Source organism: Specibacter sp. NPDC057265, from assembly GCF_042668835.1.
GTDB lineage: Bacteria > Actinomycetota > Actinomycetes > Actinomycetales > Micrococcaceae > Specibacter.
On sequence record NZ_JBHUYE010000024.1, the window covers coordinates 1 to 21,586 of the forward strand.

The following is a 21,586-nucleotide window of genomic DNA, read 5'->3' on the forward strand; positions in this document are numbered from 1 at the left end:
CCTCCTGGAGCGACTCTAACGGCCCCGCCCCCCCGCAGACACCCACCCCCCCCCGGCGGCGCTTGTCCAGGAATGGCCCAGGCGCCCCGCCGGCTTCACCGCCGGCGCACGGGTGCCGCCTACCGGTGTTGTGCCAAAACGCTTTTGTACACGTCCAGGGTCTGGTCAACAATGGATTCCCAGGAAAACAGTTCGGTGGCCCGCTGCCTGCCCCTGGCCCCCATGGCCTTGGCCCGCGCGGGATCGCTGACCACCTCAATCATCGCGGCGGCAAAGTCAGCCACGAACTTCTCCGCATCCAGGGGCGTTCCCGTGCCGTCCGCCACCTGCTCCAGGGGCACCAACAGCCCGGTCTCACCGTGGGCCACCACCTCCGGGATGCCGCCTGTGGCGCTGGCCACCACGGCCGCACCACAGGCCATGGCCTCCAGGTTCACAATGCCCAGCGGCTCATAAATGCTCGGGCAGGCAAAGACGGTGGCGTGGGAGAGCACCTGGATGAGCTCGGCGCGGGGCAGCATGCGCTCAATGACAACAACGCCGTCGCGTTCGGCCTGCAGGCCGGCTATGAGGGCATTGACCTCCTCACCCAGGGCAGGGGTGTCCGCCGCGCCGGCGCACAGCACCAGCTGAACCTCCGGCGGCAGGGCGGCGGCCGCCCGCAGCAGATAGGGCACCCCCTTCTGGCGTGTCACCCGGCCCACCCAGACCACGCTGGGACGGTCAGGATCAATGCCCAGGCCCCGTACGACGTCGTCCGCGGGGTCCGGCTGCCACGCCTGCACGTCAATGCCATTGTGGATGACCTTCACCTTGGCTGGATCAACCTGCGGGTAGCTGCGCAGAATGTCCTGGCGCATGCCCTCGGAGACGGCAATGATGGCGGCGGCCCCCTCATAAGCCGTCTGCTCCACCCATGAGGAGACCGCGTAGCCCCCGCCGAGCTGTTCGGCCTTCCACGGCCGCAGCGGCTCCAGGCTGTGGGCGCTGAGGACATGGGGAATGCCATGGAGCAGCGCGGCCAGGTGACCGGCCATGTTGGCGTACCAGGTGTGGGAGTGCACCAGATCGGAACCGGCGATGGCCGGAACCACCTGCAGGTCCACCCCGAGTGTCCGCACCGCCGCGTTGGCTTCGGACAGTTCCGGCAGATCCGCATAGGAACGCACAGTGGCCCCGTGGTAGTCGGCCGCGCGCTCCGCCCCGAAGGCATGCACCTGCACTTCCGCCTTGGCAGCCAGCACCCGGCTGAGCTCGGCCACATGCACGCCGGCGCCGCCGTAAATTTCAGGGGGAAACTCTTTCGTCACAATGTCTATACGCATTTTCTCAAGGTAGTCTGTCGGAACATATTTGTTCTAGTGTGAAGTCCAGGTGGCACCTCATTTGTAACATCGGGAGTGCCCGCTCAAGCCGTCGGAGGTTGGATCATGTCAGTCAAGAAAGTCCTGGCAATAGTGCTAGCAGGCGGCGAAGGTAAACGATTGATGCCTTTGACGGCGGACCGGGCCAAGCCCGCCGTTCCCTTTGCCGGGTTCCGGCTGGTCGATTTTGCCCTGTCAAATCTGGTCAATTCCGGTTACCACAAAGTGGTGGTGCTGACCCAGTACAAATCCCACAGCCTGGATCGGCATATTTCCGAGACCTGGCGCATGTCCACCCAGCTGGGCAACTATGTGGCCACGGTTCCGGCGCAGCAGCGCCGCGGAAAGAGCTGGTTTTTGGGCAGCGCCAACGCCATCTACCAGTCCATGAACCTCATTGGCGACGCCGAACCCGACATTGTGGTGGTGGTGGGGGCCGACCATGTGTACCGCATGGACTTTGATCAAATGGTGCAAAGCCACATCAAATCCGGTGCCCGCGCCACCGTGGCGGCTGTGCGCCAGCCGCTGGAGCTGGCAAACCAGTTTGGTGTCATTGAAGTTGACGGCGCAGAGGTGACCGGGGCCACCGGCGCGCACAAGATTGCCGCCTTCGTGGAAAAGCCTGAGACCACCGCCGGACTCGCCGAGGCGCCCGGGGAATTCCTTGCTTCCATGGGCAACTATGTCTTTGACACTGACGCGCTGGTGGAGGCGCTGGAACACGACGCGAAGAAGGAAGACACCGACAACGACATGGGCGGGGACATCATCCCCTACTTTGTTGAGCGCAACGAAGCGTATGTGTATGACTTCAGCACCAACGACATTCCACATGCAACCGACCGGGACCGGAACTATTGGCGCGATGTGGGAACCATTGACTCCTACTACGAGGCGCACATGGATCTGATCTCCCCCGTCCCCATTTTCAACCTGTACAACCGCGCCTGGCCCATCTACACGCGGGGCACCACCTCCCCGCCGGCGAAGTTCGTGCGCGGGGCACGCAACGCCGTGGGTACGGCACTGGACTCCATTGTGGCCCCGGGAGTGGTTGTCTCCGGCGGCGTGGTGGAGAACTCGGTATTGTCCAATGACGTGTACGTGGGCACGGGCGCCCGGGTGCAGGACTCCGTGCTCATGGACAAGGTCGTGGTGGGCGCCGGCGCCGTGGTCAGGCGTGCCATCATTGACAAAAACGTCCATATCCCTGCTGGGGCCAACATTGGCGTTGACCCCGGATTGGACCGGGCCCGCGGTTTTGCAATCACCGAGTCGGGTTTGACGGTGCTCAGCAAGGGGCAGGTGGTGCCGGCTCCGGATGACGCGGAAAAGGCCCTGTCCAAAGCCGCCGCCGGCGAACTTCCCGAGGCTTTGGCACTGGCCGTGGGCCGCGCTGAAATCAGCAAAGCCACCGTGGATCAGGTCATTGACAACCAGGTCACGGCAGTGGACCTCTGAGCCGGGGCGAAGCGGCTAACATTGATGGGTGAGCGCCCCTGAACTGACCCCTGAAGAAATCCAAAACTGTCTAAAGGTTTTGGAGAGCATCCACGTCTACGACGAAGAGGATCCGGATTACATCGCCGTCCGCCGGGCCACGGGAAAAATGTTCAAGGCTGTCAAACGGCACCGGCGGACCTCCCGGCGCGATGCCATCAACGACGCGGACAAGGCGGTCCTGGCCAGGACCGCCACGGCCGCCCCGGACCGCATTGATGATGAGACGCGCGGCAACAAGCTTAAGGCCTCCGTGGCCGGGGACACGGCGGGGACGCTGTTGCGGCCCCGCCCCTGTTACATCTGCAAGCAGCCTTACACGCAGGTGGATTCCTTTTACCACCAGCTGTGCCCGGACTGCGCAGCTTATAACCATTCAAAGCGGGATGCCCGGACCGAGCTGAGCGGCAAACGTGCCCTCCTCACCGGCGGCAGGGCCAAAATTGGCATGTACATTGCCCTGCGTCTGTTGCGTGACGGCGCCCACACCACCATCACCACCCGCTTCCCCAAGGATGCCGCGCGCCGTTTCGCGGCGATGGAGGACAGCGCGCAGTGGCTGCACCGCCTGCAGATTGTGGGCATTGACCTTCGCGACCCCACCCAGGTGGTCGCATTGACCGATGCGCTCACCGAGGCTGGTCCGCTGGACATCCTGATCAACAACGCAGCGCAGACGGTCCGCCGTTCGGGCAACGCCTACAAGCCGCTGGTTGACGCGGAACTGGAAGAACTTCCCAGTCATGTGCCCATGCCGGAACTGCTCACCTTTGGCCACGCCCATGACAAGCACCCCCTGGCCTTGGCCACGCAAATGATGGAGCACCCCCAGTTGGCGGGGGATGAAATTGCCGCCTTGGCCATGTCCATGGGATCGGCCTCCTTGGAACGCATTGAGGCCGGGACGGCCATTGACGCCGGCGGCCTGATCCCGGATGTCGGATCCGTCAACAGTTGGACACAGGTGGTGGACCAGGTGGATCCGCTGGAAATGTTGGAGGTGCAGTTGTGCAACGTCACAGCACCCTTTTTACTGGTTTCACGGCTGCGCCCCGCCATGCGGGCGTCCACCGCGGCGCGCAAGTACATTGTGAACGTCTCAGCCATGGAGGGGCAGTTCTCCCGCGCCTACAAGGGGCCAGGCCATCCGCACACCAATATGGCCAAAGCGGCCCTGAACATGCTTACTCGCACCAGTGCCCAGGAAATGCTCGATGCCGACGGCATCCTGATGACCGCCGTCGACACCGGCTGGATCACCGATGAGCGCCCCCATGTCACCAAGGTCCGCCTGGCCGAGGAAGGTTTCCACGCCCCCCTTGACCTGGTGGACGGCGCCGCGCGCGTCTATGACCCCATTGTGATGGGCGAACAGGGCGAGGACCAGTTCGGGGTCTTCCTCAAAGATTACAAACCAAGCCCGTGGTAGCGGCCGTCCCGGCCTGGGGCCGTACCCGGGCGCTGCTGCCGGGCCTCATGACCGCAGCCCTGGCTCTGGGGCTTTCCTTTGCGCTGCACCTGTGGGTGCCGGCTTTGCCGGTGATGACCTTGGCGGTGATCTTTGGCATTGCCGCTGCCAACATTCCGGGCCTGGCTGTGCGGACTTCGGGTCCTTTGAGCCCTGGACTGACTTTTGCCGGCAAGCACCTGATGCGGGTGGGCATCGTGTTCCTGGGTTTGAAGGTGAGCCTGGCGCAGATCGTGGACTTGGGCTGGATCAGCGTGGCGCTTGTTGTGGCGGTGGTGTTGCTGAGCTTCGCCGGGACCTACGCCCTGGGCAAGGCGTTCCGGCTCGGCGGGGACACGCCGCTGCTGATCGCCACTGGTTTTTCCATTTGCGGGGCCTCCGCCATTGGCGCCATGGCAGCTGTGAAGGGCACCAAGCACCACGACACGGTGTTGCCGGTGGCCCTGGTGACCCTCTGCGGCACGCTGGCCATTGGCGTGCTGCCATTGCTCATGCGCCCCTTGGGGCTGGGGCCGCTGGAGTTTGGCCAGTGGGTGGGCGCCGGGGTGCATGACGTGGGCCAGGTGGTGGCAACGGCCCAGACGGCCGGAGCGGTGGCACTGGGCGCCGCCATTGTGGTGAAGCTGACCCGGGTGTTGATGCTGGCACCCATCGTCGCGGCCGTCAGCGTCGTGGAGCGCCGCCGGCCCACCCCCCGCGATGGCGCCCCCGCCAAGGCCGCGCCCCTGGTTCCACTGTTTGTGCTGGGGTTTTTGGCCATGGCCCTGTTGCGGACCACAGGCGTTGTGCAGGGCGGGGCCGTGGAGCTGGGTGCCCTGATACAGGATCTTGCCCTGGGCATGGCCTTGTTTGGTTTGGGTTCCAGTGTGCGCATCCACGAATTGCTGGACACGGGTCTGCGGGCCATGGCCATGGCGCTGTGTTCCTGGGCGTTGATTGCCTCCTTGGCCTTTGCGGCCGTGATGCTCATGGCCGGCTGAGGACCGGCGGTCCGCCAGGATCCACGGCGGCGCCCGGTCCACGTGATTGAATGAAATGTGTCCAATTCAAATCTGGCCCGCGCCGAAGCCGCCGCCCGCAAAGACCTGCTCACCGTCCACAGCTACGACATCAGCGTGGATTTAAGCCAAGTGCAGGATCTACACCGGCAAGGCTTTCCCACCCGCAGTGTCATCCATTTCGCCGCAAGCCGGGCAGGCGCCGGCACCTTTGTGGACTTCATGGGTTTGAGCGTGGAATCAGTGGAGCTCAACGGCGCAGTCCTGGACCCCGCGGCGGTGGTCGACGACGCCCGCATCCGCCTTCCCGATCTGGCCCTGGACAATGTCCTCACCATCTGCGCCACGGCCGCCTACTCCACCAGCGGCGAGGGGCTGCACCGCTTTGTTGATCCTGCCGACGGACAGGTGTACACCTATACGCAGTATGAACCCGCCGATGCCCGGCGTGTTTTTGCCAACTTTGAACAACCCGACCTCAAGGCGCCCTTCACCTTCCACGTCACGGCCCCCTTGGAGTGGCAAGTGGCCTCCAATGCGCACGTTGCCGCCTTCAGTCCCGTAGCCGGGAGCCCCGGTTTGGGCCACTGGGACTTTGCCCCCACCCTGCCCATCTCCACGTACATCACCACACTTTTGGCCGGCCCCTATTTCCGTGCCGAGGATTCCTTTTCCATGACGTTTGGCCCGGACAGTGCGCAGCCTGGTGCCGTGCTGGAGGTTCCGCTGGCCGCCTATTGCCGTTCCTCCCTGGCGGACAACTTTGACAGTGCAGCCATCTTCGCGGTGACCAAGGCCGGCCTGCGATACTTCAATGAGCTCTTTGACTACCCCTACCCGTTCGGGAAGTACGATCAGGCCTTCGTGCCCGAATACAACCTCGGTGCCATGGAAAACCCCGGCCTGGTGACCTTCACCGAGTCCTACATCCATTCCTCCCGCGCCACCGACACCCAATTCCAGCAGCGCGCCAACACCATCATGCACGAGATGGCCCACATGTGGTTTGGGGACCTGGTCACCATGGCGTGGTGGGACGATTTGTGGCTCAAGGAGTCCTTGGCTGATTTCATGGGCCATCTGGCCGTGGCGGAGGCCACCGCCTGGGGCGCCAAGTCATGGACCCTGTTTGCCAGCCGGCGCAAAAGCTGGGCCTACATCCAGGACCAGCTGCCCACCACGCACCCCATCGTCGCCGACATTGCGCACCTGGAGGCCGCGAGGCAGAACTTTGACGGCATCACCTATGCCAAGGGCGCATCGGTGCTCAAGCAGCTGGTGGCGTATGTGGGCCAGGAATCCTTCATCAGCGGTGCCCGCTCCTATTTCCGCACCCACGAATATTCGAACACCAGCCTCGATGACCTGCTGGTGCCGCTGAGTGCCGCGACGGGAAGGGATTTGCGCAGCTGGGCCGCCAGCTGGCTGCAGACCGCGGGGATTTCCACCCTCAGCGGTGAGCTGATCACCGCGGACGGGGCGATCGACAGCTACACCATTGTCCAGGAGGCGGTGGATCCAACCACGGGCCGGCCGGCGCTGCGCCCGCACCGCCTGGGTGTGGGGCTTTACAACTTTGACGACGCCGGCAGCCTGGTCCGCACCGCCGCCGCCACCGTGGACGTGGAGGGCGCAGTGACGGCGGTTCCTGCCCTGAGCGGATTGCCCGCGCCGGCGCTGGTGTTGATCAATGATGGCGACCACAGCTACGCCAAGGTGCGCCTGGATGCGCAGTCGCAGGCGGCAGCGCTGGAACATGTGGGCCAGCTGCTTGACCCGCTGGCCCGCAGCCTGGTCTGGTCTTCGCTGTGGAACGCCACCCGTGATGCCACACTGCCTGCCGGAAGGTACGTGCAGGCCGTCTGTGGGCACGCCCTGGGGGAATCGGACATTGCACTGCTGCAGTCATTGGTGGACAACGCGGTTTTCGCCGTGGACAACTACTGCCCGCCCTCCGGCCGCGATGACGCGCGCCAGCTGCTCCTGACGGCTGTGCTGGCGCATTTGGACGCTGCGGCGCCCGGCGGCGATGAACAATTGATTTGGGCCCGCACCTTGGCAGCGCTGGGCCGCAGCACGGACCGCGCCGCCGCTCCCATCCGTGCCCTGCTGGACGGCTCGGCGGTGCCTGCGGGCCTGCGGATGGACAGCGCCCTGCGCTGGCGCATGTGGGAGGCCTTGGCGGCCAGGGGGCAGGCAACGCCTGCGCAGTTGGATGCCGAACTCGCCCGGCAGCTTTCCGCCGAAACGCGCCTCGGCCGCGTCCGGGCGGGCGCTTCGCTCCCCCAGGCCGATGTCAAGGCGCGGGCCTGGGCGCAGGCTGTGGAAGGCGGGGAGCTGAGCAATGAGCTGCTCAGCGCCACCGTGGAGGGGTTCATGACAGCTGACTCCAAGCTGTTGGCACCCTTCATTGAGCCGTATTTTGCCTCGCTGACCGGGATTTGGGCGCAGCGGAGCATGGAAATTGCCAGCCGTCTGGTGCGTGGACTGTTCCCGGCCCGGGCGGACCTTATCTTGGGCAGCAGTGCGCAGCAGCATCCCCTGGTGCTGCGCACCGACGCATGGCTGGCGGCAAACCCGGCAGCGGCTGACGGCCTGCGCCGCCTGGTGGTGGAACAACGCGACCATTTGGTGCGTGCCCTCACGGCGCAGTCCTGCAGCGCTTAGGGCACGCGGTTGAGCCACTGCGGGGTGTCAAACTTTTCAACCACCAGGGTCTGGGCCGCAGCCAGTTCGGCATCACTGAGGGCGGCCGGCTGGGCAGCGTAAAGTTCGGTGAAGGTCGCGGTGAGGGCATCAAGGATTTCCTTCCGGCTCAGGCCGGTCTGGCGCCGCAGGGGATCCACACGCTTCTTGGCCGAACGCGTGCCCTTGTCTGAGAGCTTTTCCTTGCCAATGCGCAGCACCTGCACCATTTTCTCCGCGTCAATGTCATAGCTCATGGTGACGTGGTGCACCATGGCCCCATTGCCGAGGCGTTTTTGGGCCGCCCCGCCAATTTTTCCCTGCTCCGTGGCAATGTCATTGAGCGGAACGTAGAAGGCCTGCACGCCCAGGGAATCCAACGCCGTCATGACCCAGTTGTCCAGGAACTTGTAGGAGTCCTCAAAGCTCAGCCCGTCCACCAGGCTCTGTGGCAGGTAGAGCGAGTACGTGATGCAGTTCCCGGCTTCCATGAACATGGCCCCGCCGCCGCTGATGCGGCGCACCACCTTGATGCCATGTTTTGTGACCCCGTCAGGGTCAAGTTCATTGCGGACCGACTGGAAGCTGCCAATGACCACGGAGGGCTCATCCCAGTCCCAGAACCGCAGGGTGGGGTTTCGGGTTCCGGCGCCCACCTCCCGGGTGAGCACCTCATCCAGGGCCACGTTCACGGCTGTCGGCAAAATGGTGGGGGCAATGACTTCCCACTGGTGGTCGGCCCAGCCCGTGGCCTTCGCCAGGGCACGGCGGACGGCGACGGCCACCGCCTCGGCGGAAAATCCAAACAGGACCACGCCGGCCGGCAGTGCCGCCGTGATGGCGGCGGCAATGCCCTCCCCGGGAGTGTCCACCGGCAGGCCTGTCAGGGCGGCATTGATGGTGTCCAGGGCTTCGTCGGGTTCCAAAAAGAAGTCGCCGCTGACGCGCACGTCGCTGAGAACCCCGTCCCGGCTGTCCAGATCGACCACGACGAGTTTTCCCCCGCGGACCTTGTATTCTCCATGCAGTGCAGCAGTCATGCTGACCAGTCTTTCAGAAAGCCGGAGGGCAGACAAAAGCAGGCCCGCCCCGAGGGACGGACCTGCCTGAAAACATCTTGGGGAAGAAGTATTACTTCTTGCCGAAGCCTGCAAAGCGGGCGTTGAAGCGCTCGACGCGGCCGGCGCTGTCCATGATGCGCTGCTTGCCCGTGTAGAACGGGTGTGATTCCGAGGAGATTTCCACGTCGATGACGGGGTAGGTGTTGCCGTCTTCCCACTCAATGGTCTTCTTGGACGTCGCGGTGGAGCGCGTCAGGAACTTGGTGCCGGAAGCCAAGTCGTTGAATACGATTGCTTCGTACTTGGGGTGGGTGTTCTGCTTCACTGTAAACCTCGAAATGATATCGTCTGGTTTTTGCCAGACTGATGAATGATGGGGCCACTGGGGCCAGCTACAAACTTTACCGGTTCAGGCCCATTTCACCAAGCTGGGGTCATTTGCCCCCGCTACCCGGTGGCAGAGATGTCGGCCAGTGCGGCCAGGGCCTGGTCGGCATGCACATTCATATTGGTCTCGCTGGAGACGCTGAAGCGCAGCACGCGTTCGCGGTCCACAATGAAGGTGGCCCGTTTGCTCGGCAGCGTCCTGGCCAGCAGCCGGCGCCGGACGCCAAACAGGTCCGCCACCTCACCCTCTGCGTCGCTGAGGAGAGGGTAGTTGAGGTTGTTCCCGGTGGCGAATTCAAGCTGGCGTACAGGGGAATCCTTGCTGATGCCCACAATCATGGCTCCGGCGGCGGCGAATTCCGCGGCCAAGTCACGGAAATGGCAGGCCTCCTTGGTGCAGCCGGCACTGCTGGCCACAGGGTAGAAGAACAGCACCACCGGACCTTCGGCCGTAAGTTCTGCAAGGCTGCGGAGCTTCCCGTGCTGATCCGACAGGGAAAAATTGGGAACTTGCTCAGAAATGTTCATGCCCTGACACTACCCGGTGTGTTTTATCCTGCTCCGAGCGGAAGTTGGGTGGCAAAGAAGGCCACGGCACTGGCTGCAGCGACGTTGAGGGAATCGACTCCAGCCTGCATGGGAATCATGACGGCGTGCTGGGCCTGGGCCAACGTCGCTGCGCTCAGCCCATCCCCTTCGGAACCCAGGATAAACGCCAGTTTTGGCTCCTGACGCGCTGCGAGTTCCTGGATGCTGAGCGAATCGGGCACCAGGGCCAGTGCCGCCGTCGTAAAGCCTGCAGCATGCAGCGTCTCGAGTCCTTCCGGCCAGGCGGGCAGCCGCGCCCACGGGACTTGAAAGACGGTGCCCATGCTCACGCGGATGCTGCGCCGGTACAGCGGATCGCCGCATCGTGGACTGACCAACACCGCGTCCACTCCCAGGGCCGCTGCGGAGCGGAAGATGGCGCCAATGTTGGTGTGGTCGCTGACATCTTCCAAAACTGCCACGCGGCGGGCGCCAGCCAACAAGGTGGCAAGGTCCACCGGTGCGGGGCGGTGCATGGCAGCCATGGCCCCGCGGTGGAGGTTGATGCCGGTGATTTCCGCCAGCATGTCCCCGCTGCCCACGTAGGCGGGAATGTCGGGGTGGGCTTCCAGCAGATCCAACACCTCAGGCATCCGCTTCTCCGCCAGAAAGAAGGACCGGGGCCGGTGGCCGGCGGCAAGGGCACGGCGGAGCACCTTGGGGCTTTCGGCAATGTACAGCCCCTCGGCCGGTTCCTTGGTTTTGCGCAGCTGGACGTCAGTGAGACTTACGTAGTCACTGACCCGGGGGTCGGCGGAGCTGTCCAGGCGGATGATCACGGGACCAGCAGTTTCTGCACCATGAAGAACAACGCCACGAGCCCCAGGGTGACAATGACTGAACGCAAAATGAGCGGGGGCAGTTTGCGGCCAATGCGCGCACCCAAAAAGCCACCGAGCAGCGAACTCACGGCAATGAGGCCAACAATGACCCAAATGATCTTTTCCGGCGCAAAGAGCAGGTAGGAAATGGCGGCCACCACGTTCACACTCAAGGTCAACACGTTTTTCACTGCATTGGCGTTTTGCAGGGTGCCGGACATGAAAATTCCCAGGATCGCCACCAGCAGCACGCCTTGCGCCGCCACGAAATAGCCGCCGTACACGCCGGTGGCGAAGATCAGGGCAACCATCACCGCAGTGTGCGAACGGTCACTGCCGGCGACCTCCCGGCGGGCCTTGATGGCCCGCTGCAGCCGCGGCTGCAGGACCACCAGCGTCAGGGCCAGCACGATCAACACCGGCGCAGCATACTGAAAGACGCTTTCGGGCAGGTGCAGCAGCAGGTAGGCCCCGGTAATTCCACCGAGGACCGACGCCGGCATCAGCGTCAGTAGATTCCGGCGCATGCCTTCAAGCTCACGCCGGTAGCCCCACACCCCGGAGACTCCCCCGGCTATCAGGCCCATGGCATTGCTGACCACCGCCATGACCGGGGCCACACCCAAGGCGATCAGGATGGGAAAAGTGACAAGGGTGCCCGAACCGACCACCGTGTTGATGGTGCCGGCCCAGAGGCCGCCGAGCAGAATCAGGGCCGAATCAAGCAGGTTCACAGGATGCGTCGGTGTTAGTGGCGCGCAGTGGCGCTGTAGCGCCCGGCGTTGCTGGTGACAGTCAAGGGCAGCCCGAACGTTGCACCCAGATGTTCCTCGGTCAGGACTTCCGCCACTGGACCCTGGGCCACCACGGCACCGTCGCGCAGCAGCAGCGCGTGGGTGAATCCGGGCGGAATTTCCTCCAGGTGGTGGGTGACAAGGACCGTGGAAGGTGCCAGAGGATCTGCGGCCAGTTCACTCAGACGCTTCACCAGCCCTTCGCGGCCGGCCAGGTCCAGGCCGGCACCGGGCTCATCCAACAGCAGCAGTTCGGGGTCGCTCATGAGTGCGCGCGCAATTTGCACCCGTTTGCGTTCACCGTCGCTCAAGGAGCCAAAGGGCCGGTTGAAGAAGGTGGACACGCCCCACTCCTCCAGCAGGCCGAAGGCGCGGCGTTCGTCGTCGCGCTCATAGGCTTCCCGCCAGCGGCCCGTGACGCCATAGGAGGCAGTCACCACCACATTGAGGACTTTTTCGTGCTCCGGAATTTGGTGCGCCAGCGCTGCGGAGGCCACGCCAATGCGGGGCCTGAGTTCAAAAACGTCGACAGCCCCCAACACCTCGTCAAGGATCCCGGCAACCCCGCGGGTGGGGTGCATGCGCGCGCCCGCTATTTGCAGCAGGGTGCTCTTGCCGGCGCCGTTGGGGCCCAGCACCACCCAGCGCTCGCCCTCCGCCACACGCCAATCGACGTTGTTCAACAATGTTTTGGTGCCGCGGACCACGCTGACACCGGCCAAACCCAGAACTTCACTCATAAGCACTGAGCCTAGGGCACGCAGGCCAGCCAACGCCAACCTGCACCGGCAGTGCCCGCAAGTGTGTCCACGGCCGGGGCCGCACACACACCACGTGGCACGTTTCGTTAGAATGCTCTTATGCCTTCCACCTATTCCGCAGTCAGTTATGGCCAAAGCCTCTCCCCCGCCGATCTCGCGCAGATCCGGGCCGCCCTGACCAACCATGGCTGCACCATTGCCTCTGAACGACGCGAAACACACCCCGGTTTTGCCGCGGCAATCTTTGAATTGGGTTGGCTGGCCATGAATGGGGGTGACGCAAACCGCCTGGTGTTGCTGCGGCAGGCGCTCTCCGAGGTGGGTCCGCTGGAGGCGAGCACCGCCGTCGTCCCGGATTCGCTGCTGCGCGCGCCCCGGAAGTTCATCATCATGGATGTTGACTCCACGTTGATCCAGCAGGAGGTAATTGAACTCCTCGCCTCCCACGCCGGGACGGAGGCGGAGGTGGCCAAGGTCACCGAGGCGGCCATGCGGGGGGAACTGGATTTTGCCCAGAGCCTGCACCACCGGGTGGCCACTTTGGCCGGACTGCCCGAGAGCGTCCTGGCCGAGGTGGGCGCCAAGATCAAACTTTCCATCGGCGCCGAGCGGCTCATTGCGCAGGCCAAGGCCGCCGGGCACGTGGTGGCCGCCGTTTCCGGCGGTTTCGCCCAAATACTGGCACCCTTGGCACAGCAGCTGGGCCTGGATTATGCGCTGGCGAATGAACTGGAAATTCGGGACGGGCGCCTTACGGGCAAGGTGGCCGGGACAGTGGTGGACCGGGCAGCCAAGGCCGAACATCTGCGCAAGTGGAGCGCCGAGGCCGGCATCGCCGCCGAAGCCACCGTGGCCATTGGTGACGGCGCCAATGACCTGGACATGATGGAGGCTGCTGCCCTGGGTGTGGCCTTCAACGCCAAGCCTGCCGTTCGGGCGGCGGCGGACGCCCAGATCAACCTCCCCAATCTGGATGTGGCGCTGGTCCTGGCCGGCATTGTTGCCACCTAGCTGCACCCCGCCATGAGGTCGGTGACACTGGTGCTTGATAGGTGGGGGAACCTCCGGGCTTGGTGGGGTTGTCCATTACTTCACGTTCCGGAGGTTCCCCTGCCCCACGCCAACGCCCATGCCCCACGCCAACGCCAGGTCAACGGTTCACCGAGGGGCTTTACTGCCGCGGTGCTGCCGTCATGGCTGTTCGGCACCCCAGGGGAATCCGGCGCAGGCACCCGGCCCCCACGGCGGGACCGCCTGCGGGCCCTGCTGTTGCAGGGGCTGCAGGCGTTCCCGCCGGCCTGGCGGACGCCCTATTTGAAGGAGTCCGCGCCGCCCACATATTCCGTGTGCCCGGAGGGGACGTCGGCCGTGGCCATCTTGGCGATTTCGGCAGCGAACTCCGCCACTGAATAAAGACGGCCGGCGGCTTCACGGCGGGCCTCGATGGCGCCTGGATTGGCCCGGTCCAGCAAGGTGGCCGTGACAGTGCCTTCAATCATGTCTCCGGAGACCACCACCAGGGAGATGTCTTCGGCGGCGAGGTTTGGAATCAAGGCACGCAGGGCGTCCTCGCCGGCACGCTTGCTGCGGGCCACCGGCTCATACTCCACCATGGTGGGCACTGTCTCAATGAAGTGCGCCTGGTGGCTGGTGACAAAGATGACGCGGGATCCGGCCGGCAGCAGGGGCATGGCTGCGTTCAGCAGGTTCAACTGCGCATCGCGGTTGAGTTTCAGGGCGTAGTCGGCTTCCATCCCGCTTTCCATGCCACCGGAGGCGTTCAACACCACCAGGTCCAGCGAGCCAAAGTTTTCCATGGCGGAACTGACCAGTGACTGGACACCTTCCCGGGTGGTGAGATCCCCCCCCACCGCAACTGCGCGTCCGCCGGCTTCTTGAATCTGTGCCACCACCTTGTTGGCGCGCGGCGCCTTCTGGCGGTAGTTCACCACCACGGCTGCACCTTCGGCGGCGAGGAACTTGGCCACATCGGCGCCCACTCCGCGTGAAGAGCCGGTGACTATGGCGGTCTTTCCAGCTAGCTTTCCCATAAATAACATCCTTAGCTTTGTGTTTTAAAAAAGGTTTGCGGCGCGCGGCGGCAAGGCCATGACAGGCTTCAGTGGCCCATGCCCAGGCCGCCGTCGACGGGAATGACGGCGCCGGAGATGTACGCGGCCTCCTCGCTGGAGACCCAGCGCACCACCTTGGCCACTTCCTCAGCCGAGGCGAACCGTCCTGCCGGGATGGTGGCCAGGTACTGCTTTTTCGTCTCCTGGGGCAGCGCAGCCGTCATATCGGTGCTGATGAAGCCCGGGGCCACCACATTGGCGGTAATCCCCCGTGATCCCAGCTCACGCGTGAGGGAGCGGGCAATGCCCACCAGCCCTGCCTTGGAGGCGGCATAGTTGATCTGCCCGGGCGAGCCGTACAGGCCCACCACGGAGGAGATCAACACCACACGTCCCCTGCGCAGCCGGATCATGCCTTTGGAGGCGCGCTTGATGACGCGGAACGCCCCTGTGAGGTTGGTGTCGATGACTGAGGTGAAGTCGTCCTCGCTCATGCGCAGCAGCAGGGTGTCCTTGGTGATCCCGGCATTGGCCACCAACACCTCCACGGGGCCATGGGCGGCCTCCACCTCGGAGAATGCAGCGTCAACGGAGCCGGCGTCGGTCACGTCGGCCTGGACGCCCAGAATGCCCTCGGGCAGATCCGTTGGGCTTCTATAGGTCACGGCAACCTTGTCACCGTTGGCCAGGAAGGCCTGGGCAATGGCCAGTCCAATTCCGCGGTTGCCACCGGTCACCAGGACGCTGCGGCCCTGACCTTCTCCACCAACAGGTGCACTCATGTATTCCTCCAAGAAAAGCAAACAAATTAAAAAATCACCGGCTTCGGCGTCCATGCACCGCGCCAGGGCGCAGGGCCGCACGGCCCCTGCGTCAACGGTCCTTTGAATCCTACGGCGTCAGGGGTGCGAGCACACAGTTTGCTTTTGGATGTCCAACCGCGCAGTGAGAGAATGGAGCTGTCCCTTGGAGGGTGATGAAAGAGCAATCAGCTGCACCAGATTCCAATGCCGGTTCACGCCGACGGCCTGCCCGCCGCACCCATTCACCTGATGTGGTGTCCATCACCAACGCTTCCGAAGCGCACAGCATCGACATGGCCCGGCGCATGCGCAAATACCTCATCACCATGGGCATCCGCATGGTGTGCCTTGCCGCCATATTTGTCTTTGACGGCTGGTACAAACTGATTCCCGTGGTGGGTGCGGTCCTGCTGCCGTGGGTGGCCGTCCTGGTGGCCAATGGGGGGTCCGACATCAACCAGCAGGAACGCACTGAACTTCTTGACTCCGCTCCCCGGTATGAACTGGGCGAAGCACCCCAGGGAACGGACGACGCCGACTCCCCCGCCACCGTCATCCTCACCGGTGAAATAGTTCCCGAGGATGGAACGGACCCCACGGCTGCCGGCATGAACTCGGACAAGCACCCATGAAAGCGCGTGAAAAGACCTCATGAACATTTTTGACATGCTGCCCGGTGACGGCAAGGCAACTTCCCTGCCCGAGCCGCCGGCCGCGGAAGCTCCCGTGTGCTCGCGCAAGGGCTGCCGCAATCAGGCCACTGTGCAGTTGCTGTGGAACAATCCCAAGATCCATACGGCCGAGCGCCGTAAGATTTGGTTGGCCTGCGCCGAGCATGTGCAGTGGCTGCAGGATTATCTGCAGAGCCGCTCCTTGTGGAAAAGCACTTTGCCGTTGACAGCTAAGGACCCCGCGTAGTTTATGAAGGCGTACAAGTTTCTGTTCTCCAGCAAATGGCTGGGGTATTTTGTGGTGGCCGTCATTGTGGCCCTTGGTTGCGCCGCTTTGGGCAATTGGCAAATGAACCGCCGCAATGCCGTGGTGGACAACATTGCCAAAATCCAAATGAACTATTCAGGCACCATTGTTGACTACGACCAGGTGGCGCAAAACTTCGATGCCCTGGACATGTCCAAAGAGTGGACCCAGGTGCGCATGACGGGTTCCTACCGCACCGAGGACCAGCGTATTGTGCGCAACCGCCCATTGAACGGCGGGCCAGGATACGAGGTGCTGGTGCCCTTCACCTTGAAAAATGGTGACACGGTGATCATTGACCGGGGCTGGCTCCCCATTGGCTACGAGGTTCCGGGCCGTCCGGACGCGGTGCCTCAGCCGGTCTCCGGTGAAGTCACCGTGGTGGCCCGGCTCAAGCCGCCCGAGCCGCAACTGGACCGCGACGCCCCTGCAGGGCAGTTGGCCAGCATTGAACTCAACGGTTATGCCGCCCAGCTTCCCTACCCCATCAAGACCGGCGCGTACGGCCAATTGGCCAGTGAAACGCCTGCCGCCGCCAGCAACCCCGTGGCGTTCCCGCCGCCGTCCATTGATGAGGGATCGCACCTGAGCTACTCCCTGCAATGGTTGGCGTTCGGGGTCCTGGCTTTTGTCGGCTTCGGGTACGCGGCCCGGATGCAGCGGCGCAACAACGACTTTGATGAGCTTCAGGCCGCCGAAAGCGGAGTCAGTGTGGAGGAGCTCTACGGCCGGGGCTCGGCATTCCAACAGCGCAACCATGTCAAGACGCGCCGGCCCGGCGCCAAGCCCACAGCCGAAGAGGCCGAGGACGCGCTCCTGGACGCCCAGGGCTACTAGGGTTCCCTGGGCTTCCCGTCCCCATCCGTGTCCGCTTGATCCTGCGCGAGGGCATTTTCCGTGTACCACTGGGTGAAGGCGGGGTTGTCGCTTTCGAAGTCGGCGCCGGCTCCTTCGGCCTCGGCCACATGGGCGGTACCGAACACAAAGTCATCGCCGTGTTCATCGATGCCTTTACGCACCCCGCGCCGGATGGCTTCCTGGGCATAGCGGCGCCGGATCATGAGCGGATCGTTGCGCAGGTCCATGCCCCAGGAAATCATCACACCGATGAGAATCACGGCGAAGGGCAGGGCACAGGTGACCATGATGGACTGCAGCCCCGACAGGGCGTTGCGTCCCCCGGCCAGCAACAAAAACAGTGCAATGAGTCCCAGCGCCGCCGCCCAGACGATCGTCACCGGCTTCGACGGCACGGGCCGCCCGGACTGGGACATGGATCCCATGACATTGCTGGCCGAATCCGCGGCAGTGACAAAGAAGATCAAAATGGCCAGAAGGCACACAATCCACGAGATATTACTGAACGGCAGGTTGCCCAGCAGGTCAAACATGACATTCTCGCCCGAGCCCTCCACCACCATGTCCTTGCCATTCATGTTCATCCAAATGGCATTCCCACCAAAGATCGTGAACCAGGCAATGGAGATCGCCGAGGGAACAAAAACCACCACCGTGACAAATTCACGCAATGAACGGCCCTTGGAAATTTTGGCAATGAACATTCCCACGAACGGGGACCAGGAGATCCACCAGGCCCAATAGAGCGTGGTCCAGGCCGTGAGGTACTCCGTTTCCCCCGAACCTTGGCTGGCAAAGACCGTCAGCATTTCCGGCAGATTGCCCACAAAGGCAATGAGTGAGACGGGCAGCAGGTCCAGCAGGAAGAAGGTGGGTCCGGCCAGCAATGCAAAGCAGGCGAGCAGGACCACCAGGGTCATATTGGCATTGGACAACAGGCGGATGCCCTTTTTGATCCCTGCCACTGCAGAGATGGTGAAAACTATTGTCAAAACGCACACGGCCACCACCAAAAATTCGTTTCCCAGTTCCTTTCCCGTGACAATGGAGGTTCCTGTGCGGATCTGCAGGGCACCAATGCCCAGGGAGGTCGCGGTCCCGAACAAGGTCACCAGCACCGCAAAGACGTCAATGACCTTGCCCAGGAACCTGTTGTTGCCATCTGGGAAGACGGGCTCAAAGAGCGAGGAGATTAGGGGCAGGCGCCCGCGCCGGTACGAGGCGTAGGCCAGCGAGCCGCCGACCAGGGCGTAGATGCACCACGCCAGGGTGGCCTGGTGCAGGAAGGCATCTGTCATGGCCGGCAAGATGGCGTCACTGCTTCCGGCACCGGCGTCCGTGGAAGGCGGCGGGGACAGGAAGTGGCTCAACGGCTCCAGCGGTCCATAAAAGATGAGGCCAATGCCCAGGCCTGCAGCGAACAACATGGAAATCCACGACAGGGTGGAAAATTCGGGACTGCTGTCGTCCGCACCCAGCCGGATTTTCCCCGTTGGACCAAATCCGGCGACCAGCATGAATACAGTAATGGCGACCACCGTGGCATTGAACAGCCACCCGAAGTGCGTCACCACCCAGCCCTGCATGGTGGTGCCAACCGTGTTCAGGTTCTCCGGGGCGAAAATGGCCCAGCACAGGATGCCCAGGGTCACCACCAGTGCGGCTACGAAAACGCTCCGACGGGTGGGAAATGTGACTCCCGTGTCCTCCACGCTGATGCCGGGAACCAAGCCGGGATGAATGCCAAAGGCCGGTCCTTTCGCAGCGTTGCGCAAGGCGTTTCGCACCCGCACGCCGGGGCTTTCAGTGCCTTGACGGCGTTGTGGAGATCCGTTTTCACCTGGGCCGTCAGTAACATTTGTGGTCTTTTTGGGACGTGATGCGGGTGTATCCATAGCGTTCAAGCCTAACGTAATATGCTCCCGCTGCCGCGCGGGGGCTGAAAAAAAGGGGGCCCTGCGGGGCTGCGTTTCCGCAGCCCCGCAGGACCCCCGGCAATCGTTTGCATGGCGGGCCCCCCGGTCTAGGCCAGGGTGATCAGATCCAGGTAGTCAGGATTCCACAGGTCCTCGTCACCGTCAGGCAGCAGGACCACACGTTCGGGATCAAGGGCCGCCACGGCGCCTTCATCGTGGCTGACCAACACCACGGCCCCGGTGTAGTTTTTCAGCGCCCCAAGGATCTCCGCACGGCTGGCAGGATCCAGGTTGTTCGTGGGCTCATCGAGCAGCAGCACGTTGGCGCTGGAGGCAACAATGGTGGCCAGGGCAAGACGCGTCTTTTCGCCACCGGAAAGGACACCGGCAGGTTTGTTCACATCGTCCCCCGAGAACAGGAACGACCCAAGAATGCCGCGCACCTCGGCGTCGTTCATGTCACCGGCAGCGGAGCGCATGTTCTCCAGCACCGTCCGGCCCACGTCCAGGGTGTCGTGCTCCTGGGCGTAATATCCCACCTTGAGGCCGTGGCCGGGAATGATCTCGCCGGTGTCAGGCTTGGCCACGCCGGCCAGCATGCGCAGCAGCGTGGTCTTGCCCGCACCGTTGAGGCCCAGGATCACCACTTTCGATCCCCGGTCAATGGCGAGGCTGACGTCGGTGAAGATTTCCAGCGAACCATAGGACTTGCTCAATCCCTCGGCCATGAGAGGCGTCTTGCCGCATGGGGACGGATCGGGGAAGCGCAGCGCCGCCACCTTGTCCTGGGCCCTGACATCCTCCAGTCCGGCGAGCAGGCGCTCGGCGCGCTTGGCCATGTTTTGGGCTGCGACGGCCTTGGTGGCCTTGGCGCGCATCTTGTTGGCCTGCTCCATGAGCACCCCGGCCTTCTTCTCCGCATTGGCCCGTTCCCGGCGTCGTGCACGCTCATCGGTTTCACGCTGCGTGAGGTATTTTTTCCAGCCCAGATTGTACTGGTCAATGGTGGCCCGGTTGGCATCCAGGTGATAGACCTTGTTCACTGTCGCCTCGAGCAGATCAGTGTCGTGGCTGATCACAATCAACCCTCCGGCGTGACTTTTCAAAAAGTCCCGCAACCAGGCAATGGAGTCCGCATCGAGGTGGTTGGTGGGTTCATCGAGCAGCATGGTCTGTGCGCCGGAGAACAAAATCCGGGCCAGCTCCACGCGCCTGCGCTGGCCGCCGGAAAGAGTCTTCAACGGCTGGTTGAGAATGCGCTCGGGCAGCGCCAGGTTCGAGGAAATGGACGCCGCCTCAGCTTCGGCGGCGTACCCGCCATTGGCCAGGAATTCCACTTCGAGACGGTCGTAGCGGCGCATGGCCTTGTCCCTGACCGAATTGTCATCGCTGGCCATGTCCGCTTCCGCCTGGCGCAGTTTGTTGATGACCTTGTCCAGGTCGCGGGCGGAGAGGATCCTGTCCTTGGCCAACTGTTCCATGTCAGGGGTGCGCGGGTCCTGGGGCAGATAGCCGATCTCGCCTGAGCGGGTCACCTTGCCCCCGGCGGGAAGGCCTTCACCGGCAAGCACGCGGGTCAGCGTGGTCTTGCCGGCACCGTTGCGTCCTACCAAGCCAACCTTGTCACCCTTGTCGATGCGGAATGATACTTCGTCCATGAGCAGGCGCGCTCCTGCACGTAACTCAAGGTCTTGGACCGATATCAACGTAGTAACCTTTCACGTAAATGGGTAGATGCCGCGAAACGATTTTTCCTAGCCTCCAGGGACGGGATAAACGTTGAACAACCTATTCAGTCTAACGAGGTTCTCGCCTGCCTGAGAATCCCGTACCGTACATCACTTCCGCAAAGGAACCACCATGCCTGCTCTCCACCCCCAGGGCCAAGGTCTTGTCTCTGTAGACCCGGTACCGGAAAGCCCCCGCACCCCCGGAGCCCCCCGGCGCCCGCGCTCCCGCTGGAGCGCCATGGACCTGTCCCTGATTGCCGTCTTTGCGGCGTTGATGGCTGCCTCCATTGCCGTACCCGGCATCAACGTGGGTCCGCTGGGGGTGGCCATCACCCTGCAGACGCTTGTGGTGGCCCTGTGTGGGCTGGTGCTGGGCTGGGGCCGCGGCAGCGCAGCAGTGGGATTGTATGTGCTGCTGGGATTGGTGGGCCTGCCCATATTCAGTGGCTTCCGCGCCGGCCCTGCCGTACTGGCCAGCCCTTCAGCGGGTTACATCATTGGGTTCATTTTTGCCGCCGCGGTGGTGGGTCTGCTGGCCACACTTGCCGTACGCACCCGCTGGCGCACCGCAGCGCTCTTTGCCGCGGCCATGGCCGGTACTGTGGTGGTGCACATCAGCGGCATCCTGGGCTTCATGGCCAAGGGCATGGCCCTGCAGGCAGCCGTGGCCGCCGACCTGATCTACCTGCCCGGCGATATCCTCAAAAATATTGTGGCCGTGCTCATTGCCCTGAGCCTGCACCGGGCTTTCCCTGATCTGCTGGTGCGTCGCCGCCCGTGAGTTCGCCTGCACCCTGTC

General features: G+C 63.5%; 20 protein-coding genes. 9 read left to right on the plus strand and 11 right to left on the minus strand.

Annotated features, from left to right (window positions below; all coding sequences use genetic code 11):
* Positions 1 to 119: 119 nt before the first annotated feature.
* Entirely contained in the window at positions 120 to 1,325 is a 1,206-nt protein-coding gene (gene glgA / locus ACFUCV_RS13485; protein WP_380816552.1) for a glycogen synthase, read from the minus strand.
* 105 nt (positions 1,326 to 1,430) lie between these two features.
* Here glgA and glgC point away from each other — a divergent pair, with 105 nt between their 5' ends.
* Genes glgC through pepN form a run of 4 tightly spaced genes read left to right on the plus strand, consistent with a single transcriptional unit; the run spans position 1,431 to position 8,000 of the window.
* Positions 1,431 to 2,828, plus strand: a complete 1,398-nt coding sequence (gene glgC / locus ACFUCV_RS13490) for a glucose-1-phosphate adenylyltransferase (RefSeq protein WP_380816554.1) — start codon at positions 1,431 to 1,433, stop codon at positions 2,826 to 2,828.
* Between the two features lie 28 nt (positions 2,829 to 2,856).
* Entirely contained in the window at positions 2,857 to 4,296 is a 1,440-nt protein-coding gene (locus ACFUCV_RS13495) for an SDR family NAD(P)-dependent oxidoreductase (RefSeq protein WP_380816556.1), read from the plus strand.
* 47 nt (positions 4,297 to 4,343) lie between these two features.
* Positions 4,344 to 5,315 carry a YeiH family protein gene (locus ACFUCV_RS13500; protein ID WP_380816645.1) on the plus strand — a complete coding sequence of 324 codons (972 nt, stop codon included), beginning with the start codon at positions 4,344 to 4,346 and terminating at the stop codon, positions 5,313 to 5,315.
* Between the two features lie 57 nt (positions 5,316 to 5,372).
* The gene (gene pepN / locus ACFUCV_RS13505) at positions 5,373 to 8,000 is read left to right on the plus strand and encodes an aminopeptidase N (RefSeq protein WP_380816558.1); all 2,628 of its coding nucleotides are present in this window, start codon (positions 5,373 to 5,375) and stop codon (positions 7,998 to 8,000) included.
* On the opposite strand, the gene ACFUCV_RS13510 is transcribed toward pepN, so the two are convergent.
* From ACFUCV_RS13510 to ACFUCV_RS13535, 6 genes are all read right to left on the minus strand, one after another.
* A complete protein-coding gene (locus tag ACFUCV_RS13510; protein WP_380816560.1) occupies positions 7,997 to 9,058 on the minus strand; it encodes a biotin/lipoate A/B protein ligase family protein in 1,062 nt (353 codons plus the stop codon). The genes pepN and ACFUCV_RS13510 overlap by 4 nt on opposite strands.
* Positions 9,059 to 9,149: 91 nt before the next feature.
* Positions 9,150 to 9,404, minus strand: a complete 255-nt coding sequence (locus ACFUCV_RS13515; protein WP_110106206.1) for a type B 50S ribosomal protein L31 — start codon at positions 9,402 to 9,404, stop codon at positions 9,150 to 9,152.
* Between the two features lie 122 nt (positions 9,405 to 9,526).
* Positions 9,527 to 9,994 (minus strand): peroxiredoxin, encoded by a 468-nt coding sequence (locus tag ACFUCV_RS13520; RefSeq protein ID WP_380816563.1) that lies wholly within the window; start codon positions 9,992 to 9,994, stop codon positions 9,527 to 9,529.
* A gap of 23 nt (positions 9,995 to 10,017) precedes the next feature.
* Entirely contained in the window at positions 10,018 to 10,833 is an 816-nt protein-coding gene (locus ACFUCV_RS13525; RefSeq protein WP_380816566.1) for a TrmH family RNA methyltransferase, read from the minus strand.
* Entirely contained in the window at positions 10,830 to 11,609 is a 780-nt protein-coding gene (locus ACFUCV_RS13530) for a sulfite exporter TauE/SafE family protein (protein WP_380816569.1), read from the minus strand. Before ACFUCV_RS13530 ends, ACFUCV_RS13525 begins: the two co-directional genes overlap by 4 nt.
* A 14-nt stretch (positions 11,610 to 11,623) precedes the next feature.
* Positions 11,624 to 12,409, minus strand: a complete 786-nt coding sequence (locus ACFUCV_RS13535; protein WP_380816571.1) for an ABC transporter ATP-binding protein — start codon at positions 12,407 to 12,409, stop codon at positions 11,624 to 11,626.
* A 120-nt stretch (positions 12,410 to 12,529) separates the two neighbouring features.
* On the opposite strand from ACFUCV_RS13535, the gene serB reads away from it, so the two are divergent.
* The gene (serB, locus tag ACFUCV_RS13540; protein ID WP_380816575.1) at positions 12,530 to 13,441 is read left to right on the plus strand and encodes a phosphoserine phosphatase SerB; all 912 of its coding nucleotides are present in this window, start codon (positions 12,530 to 12,532) and stop codon (positions 13,439 to 13,441) included.
* 299 nt (positions 13,442 to 13,740) lie between these two features.
* On the opposite strand, the gene ACFUCV_RS13545 is transcribed toward serB, so the two are convergent.
* Together ACFUCV_RS13545 and ACFUCV_RS13550 are read right to left on the minus strand one after the other, a co-directional pair.
* The gene (locus tag ACFUCV_RS13545) at positions 13,741 to 14,481 is read right to left on the minus strand and encodes an SDR family oxidoreductase (protein WP_380816577.1); all 741 of its coding nucleotides are present in this window, start codon (positions 14,479 to 14,481) and stop codon (positions 13,741 to 13,743) included.
* Positions 14,482 to 14,549: 68 nt separating this feature from the next.
* The gene (locus ACFUCV_RS13550; RefSeq protein ID WP_380816579.1) at positions 14,550 to 15,284 is read right to left on the minus strand and encodes a beta-ketoacyl-ACP reductase; all 735 of its coding nucleotides are present in this window, start codon (positions 15,282 to 15,284) and stop codon (positions 14,550 to 14,552) included.
* Between the two features lie 194 nt (positions 15,285 to 15,478).
* Here ACFUCV_RS13550 and ACFUCV_RS13555 point away from each other — a divergent pair, with 194 nt between their 5' ends.
* From ACFUCV_RS13555 to ACFUCV_RS13565, 3 genes are read left to right on the plus strand one after another with little or no spacing between them, the layout of a single operon-like run.
* On the plus strand, positions 15,479 to 15,937 hold the full coding sequence (locus tag ACFUCV_RS13555; protein WP_380816581.1) for a DUF3099 domain-containing protein: 459 nt from the start codon (positions 15,479 to 15,481) through the stop codon (positions 15,935 to 15,937).
* 19 nt (positions 15,938 to 15,956) lie between these two features.
* Positions 15,957 to 16,223: a hypothetical protein gene (locus tag ACFUCV_RS13560; protein WP_380816584.1), complete on the plus strand. Its 267-nt coding sequence runs from the start codon at positions 15,957 to 15,959 to the stop codon at positions 16,221 to 16,223.
* Between the two features lie 3 nt (positions 16,224 to 16,226).
* Complete coding sequence (locus tag ACFUCV_RS13565) at positions 16,227 to 17,120, plus strand: SURF1 family protein (RefSeq protein WP_380816587.1); 894 nt, start codon at positions 16,227 to 16,229, stop codon at positions 17,118 to 17,120.
* On the opposite strand, the gene ACFUCV_RS13570 is transcribed toward ACFUCV_RS13565, so the two are convergent.
* Together ACFUCV_RS13570 and ACFUCV_RS13575 are read right to left on the minus strand one after the other, a co-directional pair.
* On the minus strand, positions 17,117 to 19,036 hold the full coding sequence (locus ACFUCV_RS13570) for a BCCT family transporter (protein ID WP_380816589.1): 1,920 nt from the start codon (positions 19,034 to 19,036) through the stop codon (positions 17,117 to 17,119). The genes ACFUCV_RS13565 and ACFUCV_RS13570 overlap by 4 nt on opposite strands.
* A gap of 128 nt (positions 19,037 to 19,164) precedes the next feature.
* Complete coding sequence (locus ACFUCV_RS13575; protein WP_380816591.1) at positions 19,165 to 20,763, minus strand: ABC-F family ATP-binding cassette domain-containing protein; 1,599 nt, start codon at positions 20,761 to 20,763, stop codon at positions 19,165 to 19,167.
* A 154-nt stretch (positions 20,764 to 20,917) separates the two neighbouring features.
* Between ACFUCV_RS13575 and ACFUCV_RS13580 the strand changes: the two genes are divergently transcribed.
* Entirely contained in the window at positions 20,918 to 21,568 is a 651-nt protein-coding gene (locus tag ACFUCV_RS13580) for a biotin transporter BioY (RefSeq protein ID WP_380816593.1), read from the plus strand.
* Positions 21,569 to 21,586: the final 18 nt, after the last annotated feature.

Excerpts from the sequence above, each read along its gene's own strand:
- glgA (WP_380816552.1), bottom strand. The coding sequence starts at position 1,325 with ATGCGTATAGACATTGTGACGAAAGAGTTTCCCCCTGAAATTTACGGC.
- glgC (WP_380816554.1), top strand. The coding sequence starts at position 1,431 with ATGTCAGTCAAGAAAGTCCTGGCAATAGTGCTAGCAGGCGGCGAAGGT.
- ACFUCV_RS13500 (WP_380816645.1), top strand. The coding sequence starts at position 4,344 with ATGACCGCAGCCCTGGCTCTGGGGCTTTCCTTTGCGCTGCACCTGTGG.
- ACFUCV_RS13510 (WP_380816560.1), bottom strand. The coding sequence starts at position 9,058 with ATGACTGCTGCACTGCATGGAGAATACAAGGTCCGCGGGGGAAAACTC.
- ACFUCV_RS13520 (WP_380816563.1), bottom strand. The coding sequence starts at position 9,994 with ATGAACATTTCTGAGCAAGTTCCCAATTTTTCCCTGTCGGATCAGCAC.
- ACFUCV_RS13535 (WP_380816571.1), bottom strand. The coding sequence starts at position 12,409 with ATGAGTGAAGTTCTGGGTTTGGCCGGTGTCAGCGTGGTCCGCGGCACC.
- serB (WP_380816575.1), top strand. The coding sequence starts at position 12,530 with ATGCCTTCCACCTATTCCGCAGTCAGTTATGGCCAAAGCCTCTCCCCC.
- ACFUCV_RS13545 (WP_380816577.1), bottom strand. The coding sequence starts at position 14,481 with ATGGGAAAGCTAGCTGGAAAGACCGCCATAGTCACCGGCTCTTCACGC.
- ACFUCV_RS13550 (WP_380816579.1), bottom strand. The coding sequence starts at position 15,284 with ATGAGTGCACCTGTTGGTGGAGAAGGTCAGGGCCGCAGCGTCCTGGTG.
- ACFUCV_RS13555 (WP_380816581.1), top strand. The coding sequence starts at position 15,479 with ATGAAAGAGCAATCAGCTGCACCAGATTCCAATGCCGGTTCACGCCGA.
- ACFUCV_RS13560 (WP_380816584.1), top strand. The coding sequence starts at position 15,957 with ATGAACATTTTTGACATGCTGCCCGGTGACGGCAAGGCAACTTCCCTG.
- ACFUCV_RS13565 (WP_380816587.1), top strand. The coding sequence starts at position 16,227 with ATGAAGGCGTACAAGTTTCTGTTCTCCAGCAAATGGCTGGGGTATTTT.
- ACFUCV_RS13570 (WP_380816589.1), bottom strand. The coding sequence starts at position 19,036 with ATGGATACACCCGCATCACGTCCCAAAAAGACCACAAATGTTACTGAC.
- ACFUCV_RS13580 (WP_380816593.1), top strand. The coding sequence starts at position 20,918 with ATGCCTGCTCTCCACCCCCAGGGCCAAGGTCTTGTCTCTGTAGACCCG.